Source organism: Streptomyces sp. NPDC057253 (assembly GCF_042669125.1).
In the GTDB taxonomy this organism is placed as follows: Bacteria; Actinomycetota; Actinomycetes; order Streptomycetales; family Streptomycetaceae; genus Streptomyces.
The window spans coordinates 24,331-42,988 of the sequence record NZ_JBHUXV010000084.1; the positions used below are offsets into that span (position 1 = coordinate 24,331).

Genomic DNA, 18,658 nt, shown 5'->3' on the forward strand with positions numbered 1-18,658 from the left:
TCAGGCGGCGGCCTCCGGGCCCTGGAAGGTGCGCCGGTAGGCGTTCGGGGTGGTGCCGACCGTACGCAGGAACTGGTGGCGCAGCGCGGCCGCGGTGCCGAACCCCGTTCGGCCCGCGATCGCGTCCACCGTCTCGTCCGTCGCCTCCAGTAGCCGCTGCGCCAGCAGCACCCGCTGGCGCAGGATCCAGCGGTAGGGAGTCGTCCCCGTCTCCTGCTGGAAGCGGCGGGCGAAGGTGCGCGGGGACATCAGCGCGCGCTCGGCCAGCTGCTCCACGGTGACGTCCTCGTCGAGGTGCTCCTCCATCCACACGAGCACCTCGCCGACGGTGTCGCACTTCGACCGGGGCAGCGGCCGCTCGATGTACTGGGCCTGACCGCCCTCCCGGTGGGGCGGTACGACCATGCGCCGGGCGATCTTGTTGGCGACCTCGGGGCCCTGCTCCTGGCGCACGATGTGCAGACAGGCGTCGATTCCGGCGGCGGTGCCCGCGGAGGTGATCACGGGGCCCTCGTCGACGTACAGGACGTCGGGCTCGACGGTCAGTCTCGGGTAGGCGCGGGTCAGCTCGTCCACGTGCTTCCAGTGCACGGCGGAGCGCCGGCCGTCGAGCAGTCCGGCGGCGGCCAGCACGAAGACGCCGGAGCACACGCTGAGCACCCGGGCGCCGCGCTCGACCCCGCGCCGCAGGGCCTGAAGCAGCTCGGGCGGGAACTCCCGCGACTCGTAGCAGGCGCCGGCCGGCACGGCGATCAGGTCGGCCGACTCCAGCCGCTCCAGGCCGTGCTCGACGTGCAGGGAGAAGCCCGAGCGGGAGGCCAGGGTGGGGCCTTCGGCGGAGGCCACCGCGAAGTCGTACACGGGCAGCCCTTCGTCGCTGCGGTCGGTGCCGAAGACCTCGCAGACGACTCCGAGCTCGAAGGGATTGACGCCGTCCAGGACGACGGCGGCCACGTTCGTCAGCATGCTGCCAGTGTGCCTCAGGGTTGGCAGTAAATCGAGGGTGTGCGGCAGTCCTGCCACTGTTTGTCAGGAGTCTACGGCGCGACAGTAGTGACATGACCTCAGCACAGACAGAAGGACTGATCGGAATGCTGATTGTTCTCGGAATCCTCGCCCTGCTGGTGCTCCCGTCCGTGATCGGGATCGTCCACGACAAGCGCGTCGACCGTCAGATCCGGCAGGCGCAGCGGCGCTACTTCACCACCACGGTGACCCACCACTCCTGAATGCCCTTGCACGAGACCCGGCCGGTCTCGGTGGCGCACAGCGGCCGCGACGACGTCAGTCGCACCTGTCCCGCCGAGACCGCCCTGTACGCGGCGTTCGCGTCGCCGGGCTGGAGGACGAAGCCGCTGTTGACGGCCTCCAGGGCGGTGCCCTCGGCGGTGACCGGGGTCCAGGGGCGGCTCTTCGTGCCGTCCAGGCTCAGCCGGACGGTGTCGCCGACGGCCAGGCAGACCGTGGTGCCGCTGTCGGAGGCGTCGAGCTCGGGGGCGGACGTACAGCCGGGTGACGGCGATGCCGAGGGGGACGAGGGCGAGGCGGACGACGACGGGGGTGACGGCGACAGCGTGTCGGCGGCACCCCCGTCGCTTCCTGCCTGGGTGCCGCATCCCGCCCCCGCCACCAGGATCAGGGCGGCGAGGGCGAGGGTCGTGCGGTGGGTCGTACGACGCATGGGAGTCTCCTCTCCCTTCTTGGACGTACGACCCCTGGTCCTGGATCCGGGTCAGCTGGTCGTGACGGCCGTGTCGTCGACGACGAAGCTGGTCTGGAGCGAGGAGTCCTCGACACCGCTGAACTTCAGCGTGACGGTCGAGCCGGCGTACGAGGAGAGGTCGAAGGACTTCTGGACGTAGCCGGTGGCCGCGTTGAGGTTGGAGTAGGTGGCCAGGGTCGTCGACCCGGCGGTCACCGTCAGCTTGTCGTACGCGGTGCTGGTGGAGGTCTCCGCCGTGTCCACGTGCAGATAGAAGGTGAAGGTCGCCTTGCAGCCGCTCGGGACGGTCACCGACTGGGAGAGCGTGTCGGTGTGCGTGGAGCCGTAGCCGTCGAGCCAGGCGAAGTAGGAGCCGCTGTGCGCCGACTCGCCGGTGGCGTTGGTGATGACCCCGCTGGACGCGGTCCAGGTGGTGTTGCCCGACTCGAAGCCCGCGTTGCCGAGCAGCTGGGACGAGGTGCAGGTACTGCTGCTGGAGCCGACCGTCCAGGTGAAGGAGGCGGAGCCGGAGGCGCCGGTGGAGTCCTTCGCGGTGACGGTGACCTGGTAGGTGCCCGCGGTGGACGCCGTACCCGTGATCTTGCCGGTGGAGCTCGAGATCGACAGCCCGGTCGGCAGGCCGGTCGCGCTGTACGTCAGGGTCGCGCCCGCGCTGTCGGTCGCGCTGATCTGGAGGCTGGCCGTGCCGCCGGTCGTCGTCGACTGGCTGCCCGGGTTGGTGACGGTCACCGTGTTGCCGGTGCTGGTGCCGGCGGTGAAGGCGGTGGTGCCGTTCGGGGTGCCCCAGCCGGTCGGGCCGTCGTAGCCGGTGGTGGCGGTGCAGAAGTACGACGGGGAGCACGAGCCGTTGTTGCCGCTGGTGACGTCGTACAGGTTGCCGGTGTGGGAGTACGGGTACTTCGCCGGGTAGTCGCTGGAGCCCGGGGTGCCCGCGAGGGCGTAGACACCGGCGATGATCGGGGCGGAGGCGCTGGTGCCGCCGTAGACCGCCCAGCCGGAGCCGCCGTAGGTGTCGTAGACCGCCACGCCGGTGGCCGGGTCGGCGACCGCGGAGACGTCGGCCTCCATGCGCTTCGAGCAGCCCGTGTCGGTCTGCCAGCTCGGCTTCGGGTCGTAGGCGGAGCAGCCGGAGCCGGTGCCCTCGGTGGAGCTGGTCTTCCAGACGGACTCGGTCCAGCCGCGGGAGTTGGAGGACGTCGACAGGGCCGTACCGCCGACCGCCGTCACGTACTGGGAGGTCGCCGGGTACTCGGCGCCGTAGGCGGAGTCGCCCGCGGAGACGGTGATCGCCACCCCCGGGTGCTTGAAGTACGAGGTGTCCTCGCTGGTCTGGGACGAGGCCTCGGAGCCGCCCCAGCTGTTGGAGACGAACTTGGCGCCCAGGGACACCGCCTCGTTCTCGGCGATGCCGAGGTCGGTGTCGTTGGCCGAGTTGGCCTCCACCAGGATGATGTTGCAGTTCGGGCAGACCGCGCTGACCATGTCGATGTCCAGCGCCTCCTCACCCGCCCAGCCGGTGTCGTTGGTGGGCAGCGAGGTGGTGGAACCGGTCTGGCTGACCTGCTTGAAGCAGCCGTTGGCCTTGGTGCACGCGGACAGGCCGTACTGCGAGCGGTAAGTGCCCAGGTCCGACTCGGCGTTGGGGTCGTTGTAGGCGTCCACGACCGCGACCGTCAGACCGGAACCGCCCGTCGACGGCAGGTTGTACGCGCTGTGCAGGTTGGCCGGGCTGAGGCCGGAGGGGGCCGCGGCGGCGGAGGCCAGCGCGGTGGCGAGACGCTGCTTGATGTCGGTGCGGCGCTGCGCGAAACAGGACGCGTGACCCGCGGCCGGGGTGGCGCACAGGTGGGTGGTCGGGACCTTCTGGCCGGCCTTGCCGGTGGTGTGGAAGGTCTGCCGGTCGGGGGAGGTGAGCGCCTTGCTGTTCTGCGTCACCCGGGAGGTGTGGGTGGTCGCCGGCGTCGCGTGCGCCGGTACGGCCGCGAATCCGGCGAGGCCGAGGGCGAGGGCGGGTATCGCTGCGGTCAGGAGTCTTCGCAGGCTCCGTCGGGGCATTTCACGCATGGGGTACTGCCTCCATCGGTGGGGTTACAGGCAGGCCCGTGACGCGCGCAGCGGCGGCAGATCACGCAGTCATGAGCATGACGTGCCAGAAGCTAGCGGCGGGTGTGAAGGCGGGAGAAGAAGCCAGAGGAGATCTTTGCTGCCCCATAGCAGCCTCATGGACGGCCCATGGAAGCTCCATGGGCCGTCCACTGGCCGTTCCTTACTTTGCGGTCAGAAGTCCTCGTCGAGGTCGACCGTGCCCTCCACCGCCACCTGGTACGCGGACGGCCGCCGCTCGAAGAAGTTCGTCAGCTCCTGGACACCCTGCAACTCCATGAAGGAGAACGGGTTCTCGGAGCCGTACACCGGGGTGAAGCCCAGCCGGGTCAGACGCTGGTCGGCGACGCACTCCAGGTACTGGCGCATCGAGTCGGTGTTCATGCCGGGCAGGCCGTCACCGCACAGGTCGCGCGCGAACTGGAGCTCCGCCTCGACGGCCTCCGCCAGCATGTCCGTGACCTGCCGCTGGAGTTCGTCGTCGAAGAGGTCCGGCTCCTCCTTGCGCACGGTGTCGACCACGTCGAAGGCGAAGGACATGTGCATGGTCTCGTCGCGGAACACCCAGTTGGTGCCGGTGGCGAGACCGTGCAGCAGACCCCGGCTGCGGAACCAGTAGACGTACGCGAAGGCGCCGTAGAAGAAGAGGCCCTCGATGCACGCGGCGAAGCAGATCAGGTTGAGCAGGAAACGGCGGCGGTCGGCCCGGGACTCCAGCCGGTCCAGCTTCTCCACCTCGTCGATCCACTTGAAGCAGAACTCCGCCTTCTCGCGGATGGAGGGGATGCTCTCGACGGCGTCGAAGGCGGCGGCGCGGTCCTGCGGGTCGGGCAGATAGGTGTCGAGCAGCGTCAGGTAGAACTGGACGTGCACGGCCTCCTCGAAGAGCTGGCGGCTCAAGTAGAGGCGTGCCTCGGGGGAGTTGATGTGCTTGTACAGCGTCAGCACCAGGTTGTTCGCGACGATCGAGTCACCCGTCGCGAAGAAGGCCACCAGCCGGCCGATGAGGTGCTGCTCGGCCGGGGACAGCTTCGCGAGGTCGGCGACGTCCGAGTGGAGGTCGACCTCCTCGACGGTCCAGGTGTTCTTGATGGCGTCCCGGTAGCGCTCGTAGAAGTCCGGGTAGCGCATGGGGCGGAGGGTCAGCTCGAAGCCCGGGTCGAGAAGGTTCTTGGCTTCGGTGGTCATTACTGGCAGGCCTCGCAGGACTCGGGGTTCTCAAGGGAGCAGGCGATCGCTTCTTCCGACGTCACCTGCTGGACGGGGACAGTGGCCTGAGCCGCGCGGGCGATCCTCGTCGCCGGGCGCGAGCGCAGGTAGTACGTCGTCTTGAGCCCGGACTTCCAGGCGTACGCGTACATCGAGGAGAGCTTGCCGATGGTCGGCGTCTCCAGGAACAGGTTCAGGGACTGCGACTGGTCGAGGAACGGGGTCCGCGCCGCCGCCATGTCGATCAGCGCGCGCTGCGGGATCTCCCATGCCGTGCGGTACAACGCCCGTACGTCCGCGGGGATCCACGCGAAGTCCTGCACCGAGCCGTTCGCGTCGCGCAGCGCCTCACGGGTGCGGGCGTCCCAGACGCCGAGCTCCTTGAGCTCCCGCACCAGGTACGAGTTGACCTGGAGGAACTCCCCGGACAGCGTCTCGCGCTTGAACAGGTTGGAGACCTGCGGCTCGATGCACTCGTACACCCCGGCGATCGAGGCAATGGTCGCGGTGGGCGCGATGGCGAGCAGCAGGGAGTTGCGCAGACCGGTGGTGGCGATGCGCTCACGCAGTGCGGCCCAGCGCTCGGGCCAGTTCGACGTGACGTCGTAGTGGTCGGGGTGCAGCACGCCCCGCGCGGTACGGGTCTTCTCCCATGCCGGAAGCGGACCGTTGCGCTCGGCGAGGTCGGCGGAGGCCTCGTAGGCGGCGAGCATGATGCGCTCGGCGATCCGCGTGGAGAGGGCCTTGGCCTCCGGCGAGTCGAAGGGCAGCCGCAGCTTGAAGAAGACGTCCTGGAGGCCCATCGCGCCAAGGCCCACCGGCCGCCACTTGGCGTTGGACCGCCCGGCCTGCTCGGTCGGGTAGAAGTTGATGTCGACGACCCGGTCCAGGAAGGTGACGGCGGTGCGGACGGTGGCGTCCAGCCGCTCCCAGTCGAGGTCGCCCGCCGCCGGGTCGACGAACGCGCCGAGGTTCACCGAGCCCAGGTTGCAGACCGCCGTCTCCCCGTCGTCGGTGACCTCCAGGATCTCCGTGCAGAGGTTGGAGGAGTGGACCGTGTGCCCGGGCAGGGCCGTCTGGTTGGCGGTGCGGTTGGCGGCGTCCTTGAAGGTCATCCAGCCGTTGCCGGTCTGCGCGAGGGTGCGCATCATGCGGCCGTACAGGTCCCGGGCGGGGATGGTCTTGCGGGCGAGGCCCCGCTCCTCGGCCTTCCGGTAGGCCGCGTCGAACCCCTCGCCCCACAGGTCGACCAGTTCGGGCACATCGGCGGGCGAGAAGAGGGACCACTCGGCGTCCGCGTTCACCCGCCGCATGAACTCGTCCGGGATCCAGTGCGCGAGGTTCAGGTTGTGCGTACGGCGGGCGTCCTCACCGGTGTTGTCCCTGAGCTCCAGGAACTCCTCGATGTCGGAGTGCCAGGTCTCCAGGTAGACCGCGGCGGCACCTTTGCGCCGGCCGCCCTGGTTCACGGCGGCCACGCTCGCGTCCAGCGTCTTCAGGAACGGGACGATGCCGTTGGAGTGCCCGTTGGTGCCGCGGATCAGCGAACCGCGGCTGCGGACGCGGGAGTACGCGATGCCGATGCCGCCCGCGTGCTTGGAGAGCCGGGCCACCTGGTGGTAGCGGTCGTAGATGGAGTCCAGCTCGTCCATCGGGGAGTCGAGGAGGTAGCAGGACGACATCTGGGGGTGCCGGGTGCCGGAGTTGAAGAGGGTGGGGGAGGAGGGGAGGTAGTCGAGTCGGCTCATGAGCCCGTAGAGCGCGGCGACCTCGTCGAGAGCCCGCCTGGTGTCGTCCTCGGCGAGACCGGCGGCGACCCGGAGCATGAAGTGCTGGGGCGTCTCGATGACCTTGCGGGTGATCGGGTGCCGGAGCAGGTAGCGGCTGTGCAGGGTGCGCAGGCCGAAGTAGCCGAAGCGGTCGTCCCCCTGAGGGTCGATGAGCGAGTCCAGGCGGTCGGCGTGGATGCGTACGAACTCGGCCGTACGGTCGGCGATCAGACCCTCGCGGTGCCCGACCGCGACGGATCGGGTGAACGAGGTGACGCCCTGCGAGGCGGCCTCGGCGGCGATGGAGATCGTCAGCAGCCGGGCGGCCAGCCTGCTGTAGGCGGGGTCCTCGGAGATGAGCCCGGCCGCGGCCTCGGTGGCCAGCTCCCGCAACTCCGACTCGTCGGCCCGGGCGGACCGGCCGCGGAGCGCGGCGGCGGCGACCCGGCCGGGGTCCGCGTCGGGAAGGTCGGCGGTCAGCTCGGTCAGGGTCCGCAGCAGCGCGGCACCGGGGCCGTCGTTCTCCTGCTCGGTCCGCTCGATCGCTGCTGAAGCCGGGTCGGCTGGCGCGATGGTCACGTGGGGCTCTCCCTCGCTGGCACGGGGGCCTTGCGGAGGGCAGGGGGCAGCACACGAGCGCGCACGGCGTCGCGTCCACCGGCCCATTCCACGAGGCCCGGACGTCATGACACCCGGGCCACGGTGGCCGGATGTGCTGTCGGCAGGTCCTCGGACTTACCCTCATATGCGCTTGTGCGCGCATGAGTACACCGTTGCGGGACAGTTCCGGATTCGCACCGGATTCCCCTGCGGCGACAGCGAGCATGAGCATACATCTTGTGCCGGGTGGTGGAAGCAGGCCCATATGTTGTGTCGCGGCGACTTCAGAGCGTCAACTGGTAGGTGAGGAGGGTGAAGTCGTCGCCGGGGACCGGCCGCCAGTCGCGCTCGGGGGCTCGGGTGAAGCCGAAGCGCTCGTAGAGGCGGTGGGCGGTGTGCATGGTGGGCTGGGTGCACAGGACCAGGCCGGTGAGGCTGCCTGCGGCGCTCGCGCGGTCGATGCAGGCCTGGACGAGGGCTTGTCCCACGCCTTGGCCGCGGGCCTCGTGGGACACAGCGAGCATGCGGATCTCGGCCTCTCCGGGGCGGGCCAGCTCCGCCATGGGGCCGGGGGAGGGGACGTAGGTGACTCCGCCGAGGATGCGGTCGTCCGCCGTGGCCACCAGGACGTCGGCTTCCGCGGCCCGCTTGGCCACGTTCTTGAGTTCCTGGAAGTACCAGTCGGCGTCGTCGCCGAACGCGAGGAGGCCGTCGTTCAGGTAGGCCCTTGCCGTGATGTCGCCGAGGGTTTCGTAGTCGGTGGGTTCTGCGGGGCGGATCAGGATGGTCATGCGGGTGAGTGTGCACGAAAGCGGGCCACCGAGGAGGGTTGCTCTCGGTGGCCCGCTGCCGGGTGTGTGGGGTTGCTCGCGTCCACGCGGCGGAGCCGCACATCGAAACAGCCCCGCGCCCCTGAGGAGTCAGTGCGAGGTTCCTGCGGTAGCGGGCGGAAGCTCCACCTCCACCCCCGGGTCGCCCGCGTCCGCCGTGTAGTCCTCCGGGCTGGTCTCGTCGATGCCGTCGGGGGCCTTCGCCGCCTTCAGGACGAAGGTCAGGACCACCGTGACGACGACGTTGAGGACGAACGCCGTCAGGCCGATGTAGCCGATCTCGCCGATGCCCGGGATCTCCTTCGCCGAGCCGCCGAAGTGCTTCTGGGTCGGGGAGGCGACGCCGTACGCGGCGACCGTGCCGTAGATCATGCCGACCGCCCAGCCGGCGAGCAGCGCCCAGCGGTGGAACCAGCGGGTGAACAGGCCGCCGACCAGGGCCGGGAAGGTCTGGAGGATCCAGATGCCGCCCAGGAGCTGGAAGTTGATGGCGACCGTCTTGTCCATCGTCAGGACGAAGACCAGCGCGCCGACCTTCACCAGGAGCGAGACCAGCTTGGAGACCTTGGTCTCCTGGGCCGGGGTCGCGTCCGGCTTGATGAAGTCCTTGTAGATGTTGCGGGTGAAGAGGTTCGCGGCCGCGATCGACATGATGGCCGCGGGGACCAGCGCGCCGATGCCGATGGCCGCGAAGGCCACGCCCGCGAACCAGTCCGGGAACATGTCCTCGAAGAGCTGCGGGATCGCCAGCTGCGGGTTGGTGACCTTGACCCCGGCCGCGATCGCCATGAAGCCGAGCAGGGCCAGCAGGCCGAGCATCAGTGAGTACAGCGGCAGGATCGTGGTGTTGCGGCGGATCACCTCACGGCTGCGGGAGGAGAGCGTCGCGGTGATCGAGTGCGGGTACATGAAGAGCGCGAGCGCGGAGCCCAACGCCAGCGTGGCGTACGTCCACTGGCCCGCCTCCAGGGGGACCAGTCCGCCCGCCTTGGCCGCCGTGTACTTCTCGCTCGCCGCGCCGAAGACGTCGGCGAAGCCGCCCAGTTTGATCGGGATGTAGATGATCGCCACCGCGATGACGATGTAGATCAGCGTGTCCTTCACGAACGCGATCAGGGCGGGGGCCCGGAGGCCCGAGGAGTACGTGTAGGCCGCGAGGACGCCGAAGGCGATCAGCAGCGGCAGGTCCTTCACGAACCAGTTGGTGTTCTCGCCGCCGCCGACGCCCATCACGTCCAGGACGGCCTGGATGCCGACCAGTTGGAGCGCGATGTACGGCATGGTCGCGAGGATGCCGGTGACCGCCACGGCGAGCGACAGGCCCTTGGAGCCGAACCGGCCGCGCACGAAGTCAGAGGTCGTCACGTACCCGTGCTTGTGGGAGACCGACCACAGGCGGGGCAGGAAGGTGAAGATCAGCGGGTACACCAGGATCGTGTACGGCACCGCGAAGAAGCCGGCCGCGCCCGCCGCGTAGATCGCCGCGGGCACCGCGACGAAGGTGTACGCCGTGTACAGGTCGCCGCCCAGCAGGAACCAGGTGACCCAGGTGCCGAACGAGCGGCCGCCCAGGCCCCATTCGTCCAGCGAGTGCTCGTTCTCGGCCTTGCGCCAGCGCGCGGCCAGGAAGCCCATGACCGTGACGGCCAGGAAGAAGAGGATGAAGACGGCGAGAGCCACGCCGTTGACGCCGTCGTTCACTTCGAACCTCCACGACGGGCACGCTGGTCACGCTGCCACAGCTGGTACGCGATCATCGTCAGCGCGGTGGAGATCAGCACCCACAGCATCTGGTACCAGTAGAAGAACGGGATGCCGATGAACTCGGGGTCCACCTTCGCGTACGAGCCGACCCACAGCATCGCCACGAACGGGGCGAGCAGGCAGAGGGCGATGACCACCCGCACCGGCGTCACCACCGGTGGTCTCACTTCAGGCGCATCCGACATGTCGTGACTCCGTCCCCTCGCTGATCAGCGTTGATCACCTGTAACGCGCAGGCAATCTAGGCGCTGGTGTCGCAACAGCGGAAGACCTCGTCCGCATATCGGTATGTCGATTCTGTGAAGCTCCCGTTCAGCAGCAGCGGAACCCCTGCCGGGGGTCGCTTTCCTGACGTTCCGTCCGCATCCGTTCGAACGCCCGCCGGGTCGGCACCGGCGCCTCGGGGTGCTGCCCGCGCACATGCGCGACATAGCGGTCGTACGCCGACTCGTCGGTCAGTTCGCGCACATACCAGCGCACGCTCCTAAGAACGCGCAGCAGTGACCGCGTCACGGGCCTCCTCCTTCTCCTCCCGGGTGGGGATCAGCCCGGCCGGGGCGAGGATCTTCGACTCGACGTACGGCGCCTCACTGAGCGTGGAGAGCGCGGGACGGCGGACGTGCCGGACGCAGACCCTGAGGGCGTCCGCGATCACCACCACGATCAGCAGGGCGAGGACGGCCGTGAGGACGCCGTCGACCGTCGAGTTGGTGACCACGGTGTGCATGTCGTCCATGCTCTTGGCGGGCGGCAGCACCTTGCCGTCGTCGATGGCGTCCTGGAACACCGAACGCTGCTTGAAGAAGCCGACCTTGGGGTCGCTGGAGAACACCTTCTGGAAGCTGGCCGTGAGGGTCACGGTCGCGTCCCACGCGAGCGGAACCCCGGTGATCCAGGCCCACTTGAGGCGGCCCGACTTCACCAGCAGGGTGGTGCAGACGGCCAGGGCGACCGCGGCGAGCAGCTGGTTGGAGATGCCGAAGACCGGGAAGAGCTGGTTGATCCCGCCCAGGGGTTCATGGACGCCGACCCAGAGGAAGTAGCCCCACAGGGCGCACACGATCGCGCTGGTGAGGACGAGCCCCGGCTTCCAGCTGATGTTCTTGAACGGCCGGTACACGTTCCCCAGCATGTCCTGGAGCATGAACCGGCCCACGCGCGTGCCGGCGTCCAGCGCGGTCAGGATGAACAGCGCCTCGAACATGATCGCGAAGTGATACCAGAAGGCCCGCAGGCCTCCCCCGGTCACCTTGGAGAAGATCTCCGAGACACCGACGGCGAGGGTCGGGGCGCCGCCGGTGCGCGAGAGCAGGCTCGACTCCTCGACGTTCTTCGCGGCCTGGGCGAGGTCGGCGGGGGAGATGGAGTAGCCCCAACCGGTCACCACCTGCGAGGCGTTGTCCACCGTGGTGCCGATGACCCCGGCCGGCGCGTTCATCGCGAAGTACAGCCCCGGGTCGATGATGCTCGCCGCGACCAGCGCCATGATCGCGACCGACGACTCCATCAGCATGGAGCCGTAGCCGATCATCCGGACCTGCGTCTCCTTCTGGATCATCTTCGGCGTCGTACCGGAGGAGATGAGGGAGTGGAAGCCGGACAGGGCCCCGCAGGCGATGGTGATGAAGACGAAGGGAAACAGCGAGCCCGCGAAGACCGGGCCGTCGCCGCGCGAGGCGAAGTCCGTCACCGCGTCCATCTTCAGCGTCGGCAGGGCGATGACGACCCCGAGGGCGAGCAGGGCGATCGTCCCGATCTTCATGAAGGTGGACAGGTAGTCGCGGGGCGCCAGGAGCATCCACACCGGCAGGATCGAGGCGATGAAGCCGTACGCCACCAGCCAGACGACCAGCGTCGAGGGGGCGAGGGTGAAGGTGCCGGCCCAGGACGACTCGGCGACCCAGCGGCCCGCGACCAGCGCGAGCAGCAGCAGCCCCACGCCGATGAGGGAGACCTCGGCGACCCGGCCGGGGCGCAGGACACGCAGGTAGAAGCCCATCAGCAGGGCGATCGGGATCGTCATCGCGATGGAGAAGGTGCCCCAGGGGGAGGCCGCGAGGGCGTTGACGATGACCAGGGCCAGCACCCCGAGCAGGATGATCATGATGGCGAAGGCGGCGATCAGCGCGGCCGCGCCGCCGAAGGGGCCGATCTCCTCGCGGGCCATCTGCCCGAGCGAACGGCCGTCCCGGCGCGTGGAGAAGAACAGCACGACCATGTCCTGGACCGCGCCCGCGAAGACGACGCCCGCGATGATCCAGATCGTGCCGGGGAGGTAGCCCATCTGCGCGGCCAGCACCGGGCCGACGAGCGGTCCCGCGCCGGCGATCGCCGCGAAGTGGTGACCCAGCAGGACGCGGCGGTCGGTGGGGTGGAAGTCGATGCCGTTGTTGAGGCGTTCGGCCGGGGTGGCCCGGGTGCCGTCGACCTTCAGCACCCTGTGCGCGATGAACTTCGCGTAGAAGCGGTAGCCGATCGCGTACGACCCGAGGGCGGCCGCGACCATCCAGGCGGCGGAGACGTCCTCGCCCCGGGCGAGCGCGAGCACGGCCCAGCCGGTGGCGCCGACCAGGGCGACGAGGGTCCAGATGACGATGGTTCGGACGTTCGCGGTACGCACGGGGCGGTCCTCCCGTCCAGACGGAGTCGGGAGGACCGTAGAGCAGGAAGCGCGGTTGCGCTACACCGCGTGCAGTACCTGAAAGGGCACTGCGCCGCGCAACAGGCCCTAGTCGACCGGCCTCTTCAGGCGGGCCACGAACTTGTACCGGTCGCCTCGGTAGACGGACCGCACCCACTCCACCGGCTCGCCCGTCTTGTCGAACGAGTGCCGGGACAGCATCAGCATCGGCAGGCCCACGTCCGTGCCGAGCAGGCCCGCCTCGCGCGGGGTGGCCAGGGAGGTCTCGATGGTCTCCTCGGCCTCGGCGAGATGGACGTCGTAGACCTCGGCCAACGCCGTGTAGAGGGACGTGTACTTGACGAGCGACCTGCGCAGGGCCGGGAAGCGCTTGGCGCTCAGGTGGGTCGTCTCGATGGCCATCGGCTCGGCGTTCGCCATGCGCAGGCGCTCGATGCGCAGCACCCGCCCGCCGGCCGTGATGTCGAGGAGCTCGGCGAGCCGGTCGTCGGCGGTGATGTAGCCGATGTCGAGCAGCTGCGAGGTGGGTTCGAGGCCCTGGGCGCGCATGTCCTCGGTGTAAGAGGTGAGTTGCAGTGCCTGGGAGACCTTGGGCTTGGCGACGAACGTGCCCTTGCCCTGGATCCGCTCCAGCCGCCCCTCCACCACCAGCTCCTGGAGCGCCTGGCGCACGGTCGTGCGGGAGGTGTCGAACTCGGCGGCGAGCGTGCGCTCGGGCGGTACGGGGGTGCCGGGCGACTGGGTCTCCGTCATGTCGAGCAGGTGCTTCTTCAGGCGGTAGTACTTCGGCACGCGCGCGGTACGGACTCCTGCCCCGCCCTCGGTCTCCGCACTGCTGACGTCGCTGCTCATGGTCTGCCTTCCCGGCTCCGGATGCGGGTCACATCGTGATCCCTTCTGTATACCGTCGCCGACTCTTTTGGTCTAGTCCACAGAGGTGAGTGGTATAGCGGACGAGACTACTCCGCCGCCGCTGTTTTCGCTGGCTTCTTTACTAATGGTTCCTGCATATGTAGCTCGCATAACGGCTGGTCAGGGCCGTTTCGCACCCTCTTGACAGGCCTCGTGGTCTGGTCCAAGCTCCCCCTACTGGTCTACACCATTGGTCCAGGTCCCGGCTCGTGGGCGGGAGGTGTGGGCATCCCTGAGGAGGGTGGCGTGAAGCGCAAGCTGGCAGCCGCGATAGGTATCGCGGGCATGATGGTCTCGGTCGCGGCGTGTGGGGGCAGCGACAGCGGAAGTTCGGACAACAGCGGCGCGGACGCCAAGGAGCTGACCGTCTGGCTCACCGTCGACGCCCAGAACAACTGGCCCGAGCTGGTGAAGGCCGCGGACGCCGCGGTCCAGAAGAAGCACCCCGGAATCAAGATCAACCACGAGTACTACGGCTGGCCGGACAAGAACACCAAGCTCGACGCGGTCCTCGCCACCGACAAGGCCCCCGACGTGGTCGAGATGGGCAACACCGAGATGCTCGGCTACATGGTCAAGGGCGCCTTCGCCCCCCTGGACGCCTCGAAGTTCACCAACTCCTCGGCCTGGCTCGACGGCCTCAAGGCCTCGGTGACGTACGACGGCAAGACCTACGGCGTCCCGTACTACGCGGGCGGCCGTGTCGGCAACTGGCGCAAGGACGTCTTCGCCTCGGTCGGCGTCAAGTCCACCCCGAAGACCTACGCGGAGCTGACCGCCGCCCTCGACAAGGTCCAGAAGAAGGAGGGCGACAAGTTCTCCGCCTGGTACCAGCCCACCCGTGACTGGTACGCGGCCATGTCCTTCGTCTACGACGCCGGCGGCTCCATCGCCGTCGACAACGGCGGCACCTGGAAGGCCAACCTCTCCTCGCCGGAGTCCATCAAGGGCCTCACCGAGTTCAAGAACGTCGTCGACAAGTACATGCACGGCGACAAGACCAAGGACGAGTCCGACCGCTACATCGTCTACGGCCAGGGCAAGTCCGGCATGATCTTCGGCGCGGCCTGGGAGGGCGCGACCTCCGCCGACCCGAAGAACGACAAGACCGGCAAGCTCAAGGACAACCTCGAGAACTTCGTGATGCCGGGTCCGTCCGGCAAGAACCTCCCCGTCTTCCTGGGCGGTTCGGACCTCGCCGTGCCGGTCAAGTCCAAGGCGCAGGCCGTGGCCGCCGAGTGGATCAACGCCTTCACCGGTCCCTCCGGCCAGAAGGGCCTGATGGCCAAGGGCAACCTGCCCAACAACAAGACCGACCTCGCCACCCTGAAGAACGACCCGGCGACCGCGGTCCCGGCCACCGCGGCCGAGTCCAACTGGTTCGTGCCCATGGCGCCCGGCTGGGGCCAGGTCGAGAAGGCGCAGGTCCTGCAGAACATGCTGCAGAACATCGGCACCGGCAAGCAGTCCGTCGAGGCGGCGGCCAAGGAGGCCGACGCGGCGATCGACAAGGTCATCAACACCAAGTGACCGCAGGCAGGGCCCCGTTGAGAACGGCGGGGCCCTGCTTCCCGTACGACCCGACCGTGCGGGCCGCCCGTACGACCCCGTGCGGGTCTCCCGTACACCCGACCGTGCGGGCTTCGCTTTCGTACGACCGTGCGGGCTTCGCCTCGTACGACCAGAGCCGTGCGGGCTTCTGCCTCGTACGACCAGAGGGACCGCTGAGGAGCACGCGATGAGTGCCGCAGACACCACCACCCCCACCGAGGTGCCGCCGCCGCTGTCGGTACCACCGCCGCCCACCGCGTCGGCGCCCCGCAGAAGGCGGCGGACCGGCGCCACCCCGTGGCTGCTGCTCGCGCCCTGCCTGATCGTCCTCGGCCTGGTCATGGGCTATCCGCTGGTCCGCCTGGTCACCCTGTCCTTCCAGAAGTTCGGCCAGTCCCAGCTGTGGGGCTTCCAGCCCGCCGAGTGGGTCGGCTTCGACAACTTCACCGGCGTGCTCGACGACGGCGAGTTCTGGGCGGTCGTCGTCCGGACCCTCGTCTTCGCGGCGGGCTGTGTCATCTTCACGATGGTCATCGGCATGCTCATCGCCCTGCTGCTCCAGCGGGTCTCCGGCTGGGTGAAGACCCTGATCAACATCGCGCTGGTGGCCAGCTGGGGCATGCCGATCATCGTCGCCACCACGGTCTTCAAGTGGCTGTTCGACGCGGACTACGGCATCCTCAACGCGCTGCTCAGCAAGCTGCCCGGCGTCGAGATGATCGGCCACAACTGGTTCGCGAGCGGTCCCCAGGGCCTTGCCGTGATCATGCTGCTGGTGGTGTGGGGCGCGGTGCCCTTCGTCGTCATCACGCTCAGCGCCGGACTCACCCAGGTCCCGGCCGAACTGGAGGAGGCCGCCCGTCTCGACGGCGCCGGCGCCTGGGGCGTCTTCCGGTACGTCACCCTGCCGATCCTCAAGCCGATCATCGTGATGCTCACGACCCTGTCGGTCATCTGGGACATGGGCGTCTTCCCCCAGGTGTTCGTGATGCGCAACGGCCACCCGGAGCCGGAGTTCCAGATCCTGACGACGTACTCCTACGACCGCGCCTTCGTGGTCAACGACTACGCGCAGGGCTCCGCGATCGCCCTCATCACCGTGCTTCTGCTGCTCGGGGTGGTCGCCGTGTACATGCGCCAGATGCTGAAGATCGGAGAGGTCGAATGAGCGCGCTCGCTCCGGGGGCCCGCCGCAAGTCGAAGCTGGGCTGGAACCTCCTCGGTCTCCTCGTCTTCGTCACCGCGGGCTTCCCCGTCTACTGGATGCTCAACACCGCGTTCAAGCCGGCGAAGGACGCCATCGACCCGGACCCGAGCCTGCTGCCGACGGGCGTGACGCTGAGCAACTTCAGCCGCGCGCTGGACATCGCCGACTTCTGGGGCCCGGTCGGCCGCAGCCTGATCGTCTCCCTCACCGTCGTGGTGATCGGCATCGTGGTCGGCACCCTGGCCGCCCTCGCCATCTCCCGCTTCGCCTTCCGCGGCCGCAAGGTCGTGATCGTGGGCATCCTCGCGGTCCAGATGGTCCCGCTGGTCGCGATGATCATCCCGGTCTTCCTGCTCCTGAACGACCTCGACCAGTACGACAAGCTGTCCGGCCTGATCATCACGTACCTGACCTTCATCCTCCCCTTCACGGTGTGGACGCTGCGCGGCTTCATCGTCAACATCCCGAAGGAGCTGGAGGAGGCGGCGATGGTCGACGGCTGCTCGCCCACCGGCGCGTTCCTGCGCGTGGTCTTCCCGCTCCTCGCCCCCGGCATGGTCGCCACCTCGGTCTACGCCTTCATCCAGGCCTGGAACGAGTACCTCTACGCCCTCATGCTGCTCAGCCAGAAGAACCAGACCGCGACCGTCTGGCTCGGCAACTTCACCACCAAACACGGCACCGAATACGCCCCGATGATGGCCGGCGCCACCATGATGGCCGTGCCGATCGTGGTCCTCTTCCTCCTCGTCCAGCGCAAGATGGCCGCGGGTCTCACCGCGGGCGCCGTGAAGGGATAACGCCCCCCGATGACGACTTTCGCCAGCGGCACCGACACCCTCACGCGCGACGCGCTGACCGTCCTCCAGCCCGGCTTCCCCGGCACCACCGCCCCCGACTGGCTGCTGCGCCGCCTCGGTGAGGGCCTCGCCTCGGTCGGCCTGTTCGGCCGCAACATCGCCTCCCCGGAGCAACTGGCCGCCCTGACGGCACAGTTGCGCGCCGAACGGGACGACGTCCTGGTGGCCATCGACGAGGAGGGCGGTGACGTGACCCGCCTGGAGGTGGGCACCGGCTCGTCCTTCCCCGGCAACCACGCCCTGGGCGCGGTGGACGACGTGGAGCTCACGCACGCCGTGGCCGCGGAGCTCGGCCGCCGCCTCGCGGCCTGCGGGGTCAACCTCAACTGGGCCCCGTCGGCCGACGTCAACTCCAACCCCGCCAACCCGGTGATCGGCGTCCGCTCCTTCGGCGCCTCCTCCGACCTGGTCGCCCGGCACACGGCGGCCTACGTCTCCGGGCTCCAGTCGGCGGGCGTCGCCGCCTGCACCAAGCACTTCCCGGGCCACGGCGACACCGCGACCGACTCCCACCACGCCCTGCCGCGCATCGACGTGGACCGGTCGGTGCTGCTGGAGCGCGAGCTGCGGCCCTTCCGCGCGGCCATCGCCGCCGGCACCCGCGCGGTGATGACCGCCCACCTCCTGGTCCCGGCCCTGGACCAGGACCGCCCGGCGACGCTGTCCCACCCGGTCCTGACCGAGCTGCTCCGCGGCGAACTCGGCTACACCGGCCTCATCGTCACCGACGGCATGGAGATGCAGGCCATCGCCGGCACCTACGGCATCGAGCGCGGCAGCGTCCTCGCCATCGCCGCCGGCGCCGACGCGATCTGCGTGGGCGGCGGCCTCGCCGACGACGAGACGGTACGGCGTCTGCGCGACGCCCTGGTCTCCGCGGTCCGCTCGGGCGAACTCCCCGAGGAGCGCCTCGCCCAGGCCGCGGAACGGGTGCGCACCCTGGCCCACTGGACGGCGGCCGGCGCGGCCGACACCCAGCTGCCGGCCGACGAGGAGGTGGGACTGCGCGCGGCCCGCAGGGCGTTGCGCATCACCGGCGCCGACGGCTTCACCCCCCTCGCCGCGGCCCCCTACGTCGCCGCGTTCACCCCGGTGGCCAACATCGCCGTCGGCGACGAGACCCCCTGGGGCGTGGCCGCCGAACTCACCCGGCTCCTGCCCGGCACGGAGACGGGCAGCTTCGCCGGCGACGACGCGGGCCTCGCGACCCTGGCCGCGGCCGGCCCCCGCCGCATCGTGGCCGTGGTCCGCGACGAGCACCGCCACCCGTGGATGACAGCGGCCCTGGACACCATCCTCCGGACCCGCCCCGACACCATCGTCATCGAGATGGGCCTCCCCCAGGCCCCCACCCGAGGAGCCCTCCACATCGCGACCCACGGCGCGGCCAGGGTCTGCGGACGGGCGGCGGCGGAGGTCATCGCGGGGGAGAAGTAGCCCCTACGACCCAACAGGTGCCGGTTCCCTGGAAGCACAGGAACGACGGCAC

16 protein-coding genes and 1 riboswitch are annotated in these 18,658 nt (G+C 69.2%); of the genes, 5 read left to right on the forward strand and 11 right to left on the reverse strand.

Translation table 11 applies throughout. From position 1 onward, the window contains the following. A complete protein-coding gene (locus tag ACFULQ_RS34190; protein WP_383551482.1) occupies positions 1-966 on the reverse strand; it encodes a helix-turn-helix domain-containing protein in 966 nt (321 codons plus the stop codon). Positions 967-1,091: 125 nt separating this feature from the next. On the opposite strand from ACFULQ_RS34190, the gene ACFULQ_RS34195 reads away from it, so the two are divergent. Continuing rightward, entirely contained in the window at positions 1,092-1,229 is a 138-nt protein-coding gene (locus ACFULQ_RS34195; RefSeq protein WP_330264536.1) for a hypothetical protein, read from the forward strand. Here the strand turns inward: ACFULQ_RS34195 and ACFULQ_RS34200 are convergent. From ACFULQ_RS34200 to ACFULQ_RS34245, 10 genes are all read right to left on the reverse strand, one after another. Continuing rightward, complete coding sequence (locus ACFULQ_RS34200; protein ID WP_383551485.1) at positions 1,196-1,681, reverse strand: hypothetical protein; 486 nt, start codon at positions 1,679-1,681, stop codon at positions 1,196-1,198. The two genes, ACFULQ_RS34195 and ACFULQ_RS34200, sit on opposite strands and share 34 nt — an antisense overlap. A gap of 51 nt (positions 1,682-1,732) precedes the next feature. After that, positions 1,733-3,787 carry a putative Ig domain-containing protein gene (locus ACFULQ_RS34205; RefSeq protein WP_383551487.1) on the reverse strand — a complete coding sequence of 685 codons (2,055 nt, stop codon included), beginning with the start codon at positions 3,785-3,787 and terminating at the stop codon, positions 1,733-1,735. A gap of 213 nt (positions 3,788-4,000) precedes the next feature. Beyond that, positions 4,001-5,014: a ribonucleotide-diphosphate reductase subunit beta gene (locus ACFULQ_RS34210; RefSeq protein ID WP_383551489.1), complete on the reverse strand. Its 1,014-nt coding sequence runs from the start codon at positions 5,012-5,014 to the stop codon at positions 4,001-4,003. Then, positions 5,014-7,383: a ribonucleoside-diphosphate reductase subunit alpha gene (locus ACFULQ_RS34215; RefSeq protein ID WP_383551491.1), complete on the reverse strand. Its 2,370-nt coding sequence runs from the start codon at positions 7,381-7,383 to the stop codon at positions 5,014-5,016. Before ACFULQ_RS34215 ends, ACFULQ_RS34210 begins: the two co-directional genes overlap by 1 nt. A gap of 123 nt (positions 7,384-7,506) precedes the next feature. After that, a riboswitch (cobalamin riboswitch) is annotated at positions 7,507-7,643 on the reverse strand. A 45-nt stretch (positions 7,644-7,688) separates the two neighbouring features. Continuing rightward, on the reverse strand, positions 7,689-8,195 hold the full coding sequence (locus ACFULQ_RS34220) for a GNAT family N-acetyltransferase (RefSeq protein ID WP_383551493.1): 507 nt from the start codon (positions 8,193-8,195) through the stop codon (positions 7,689-7,691). Positions 8,196-8,324: 129 nt separating this feature from the next. Then, positions 8,325-9,935 carry a monocarboxylate uptake permease MctP gene (gene mctP / locus ACFULQ_RS34225; RefSeq protein ID WP_383551495.1) on the reverse strand — a complete coding sequence of 537 codons (1,611 nt, stop codon included), beginning with the start codon at positions 9,933-9,935 and terminating at the stop codon, positions 8,325-8,327. Beyond that, on the reverse strand, positions 9,932-10,183 hold the full coding sequence (locus ACFULQ_RS34230; RefSeq protein ID WP_383551497.1) for a DUF3311 domain-containing protein: 252 nt from the start codon (positions 10,181-10,183) through the stop codon (positions 9,932-9,934). Before ACFULQ_RS34230 ends, mctP begins: the two co-directional genes overlap by 4 nt. Positions 10,184-10,310: 127 nt before the next feature. Further along, positions 10,311-10,511: a YbdD/YjiX family protein gene (locus ACFULQ_RS34235; RefSeq protein WP_383551498.1), complete on the reverse strand. Its 201-nt coding sequence runs from the start codon at positions 10,509-10,511 to the stop codon at positions 10,311-10,313. After that, positions 10,483-12,618 carry a carbon starvation CstA family protein gene (locus ACFULQ_RS34240; protein WP_383551501.1) on the reverse strand — a complete coding sequence of 712 codons (2,136 nt, stop codon included), beginning with the start codon at positions 12,616-12,618 and terminating at the stop codon, positions 10,483-10,485. The genes ACFULQ_RS34235 and ACFULQ_RS34240 overlap by 29 nt, the downstream gene beginning before the upstream one ends. Before the next feature lie 108 nt (positions 12,619-12,726). Next, positions 12,727-13,491, reverse strand: coding sequence for a GntR family transcriptional regulator (locus tag ACFULQ_RS34245; protein ID WP_053847903.1), 765 nt, complete (start codon positions 13,489-13,491; stop codon positions 12,727-12,729). A 306-nt stretch (positions 13,492-13,797) separates the two neighbouring features. Here ACFULQ_RS34245 and ACFULQ_RS34250 point away from each other — a divergent pair, with 306 nt between their 5' ends. From ACFULQ_RS34250 to ACFULQ_RS34265, 4 genes are all read left to right on the forward strand, one after another. Continuing rightward, positions 13,798-15,081: an extracellular solute-binding protein gene (locus ACFULQ_RS34250; RefSeq protein ID WP_383551503.1), complete on the forward strand. Its 1,284-nt coding sequence runs from the start codon at positions 13,798-13,800 to the stop codon at positions 15,079-15,081. A gap of 208 nt (positions 15,082-15,289) precedes the next feature. After that, entirely contained in the window at positions 15,290-16,270 is a 981-nt protein-coding gene (locus tag ACFULQ_RS34255; protein WP_383551505.1) for a carbohydrate ABC transporter permease, read from the forward strand. After that, positions 16,267-17,109, forward strand: coding sequence for a carbohydrate ABC transporter permease (locus tag ACFULQ_RS34260; RefSeq protein WP_383551507.1), 843 nt, complete (start codon positions 16,267-16,269; stop codon positions 17,107-17,109). The genes ACFULQ_RS34255 and ACFULQ_RS34260 overlap by 4 nt, the downstream gene beginning before the upstream one ends. A 9-nt stretch (positions 17,110-17,118) precedes the next feature. Beyond that, entirely contained in the window at positions 17,119-18,606 is a 1,488-nt protein-coding gene (locus ACFULQ_RS34265; protein WP_383551509.1) for a glycoside hydrolase family 3 protein, read from the forward strand. Positions 18,607-18,658: the final 52 nt, after the last annotated feature.

Excerpts from the sequence above, each read along its gene's own strand:
- ACFULQ_RS34190 (WP_383551482.1), bottom strand. The coding sequence starts at position 966 with ATGCTGACGAACGTGGCCGCCGTCGTCCTGGACGGCGTCAATCCCTTC.
- ACFULQ_RS34195 (WP_330264536.1), top strand. The coding sequence starts at position 1,092 with ATGCTGATTGTTCTCGGAATCCTCGCCCTGCTGGTGCTCCCGTCCGTG.
- ACFULQ_RS34200 (WP_383551485.1), bottom strand. The coding sequence starts at position 1,681 with ATGCGTCGTACGACCCACCGCACGACCCTCGCCCTCGCCGCCCTGATC.
- ACFULQ_RS34205 (WP_383551487.1), bottom strand. The coding sequence starts at position 3,787 with ATGCGTGAAATGCCCCGACGGAGCCTGCGAAGACTCCTGACCGCAGCG.
- ACFULQ_RS34210 (WP_383551489.1), bottom strand. The coding sequence starts at position 5,014 with ATGACCACCGAAGCCAAGAACCTTCTCGACCCGGGCTTCGAGCTGACC.
- ACFULQ_RS34220 (WP_383551493.1), bottom strand. The coding sequence starts at position 8,195 with ATGACCATCCTGATCCGCCCCGCAGAACCCACCGACTACGAAACCCTC.
- ACFULQ_RS34230 (WP_383551497.1), bottom strand. The coding sequence starts at position 10,183 with ATGTCGGATGCGCCTGAAGTGAGACCACCGGTGGTGACGCCGGTGCGG.
- ACFULQ_RS34245 (WP_053847903.1), bottom strand. The coding sequence starts at position 13,491 with ATGAGCAGCGACGTCAGCAGTGCGGAGACCGAGGGCGGGGCAGGAGTC.
- ACFULQ_RS34255 (WP_383551505.1), top strand. The coding sequence starts at position 15,290 with ATGAGTGCCGCAGACACCACCACCCCCACCGAGGTGCCGCCGCCGCTG.
- ACFULQ_RS34260 (WP_383551507.1), top strand. The coding sequence starts at position 16,267 with ATGAGCGCGCTCGCTCCGGGGGCCCGCCGCAAGTCGAAGCTGGGCTGG.
- ACFULQ_RS34265 (WP_383551509.1), top strand. The coding sequence starts at position 17,119 with ATGACGACTTTCGCCAGCGGCACCGACACCCTCACGCGCGACGCGCTG.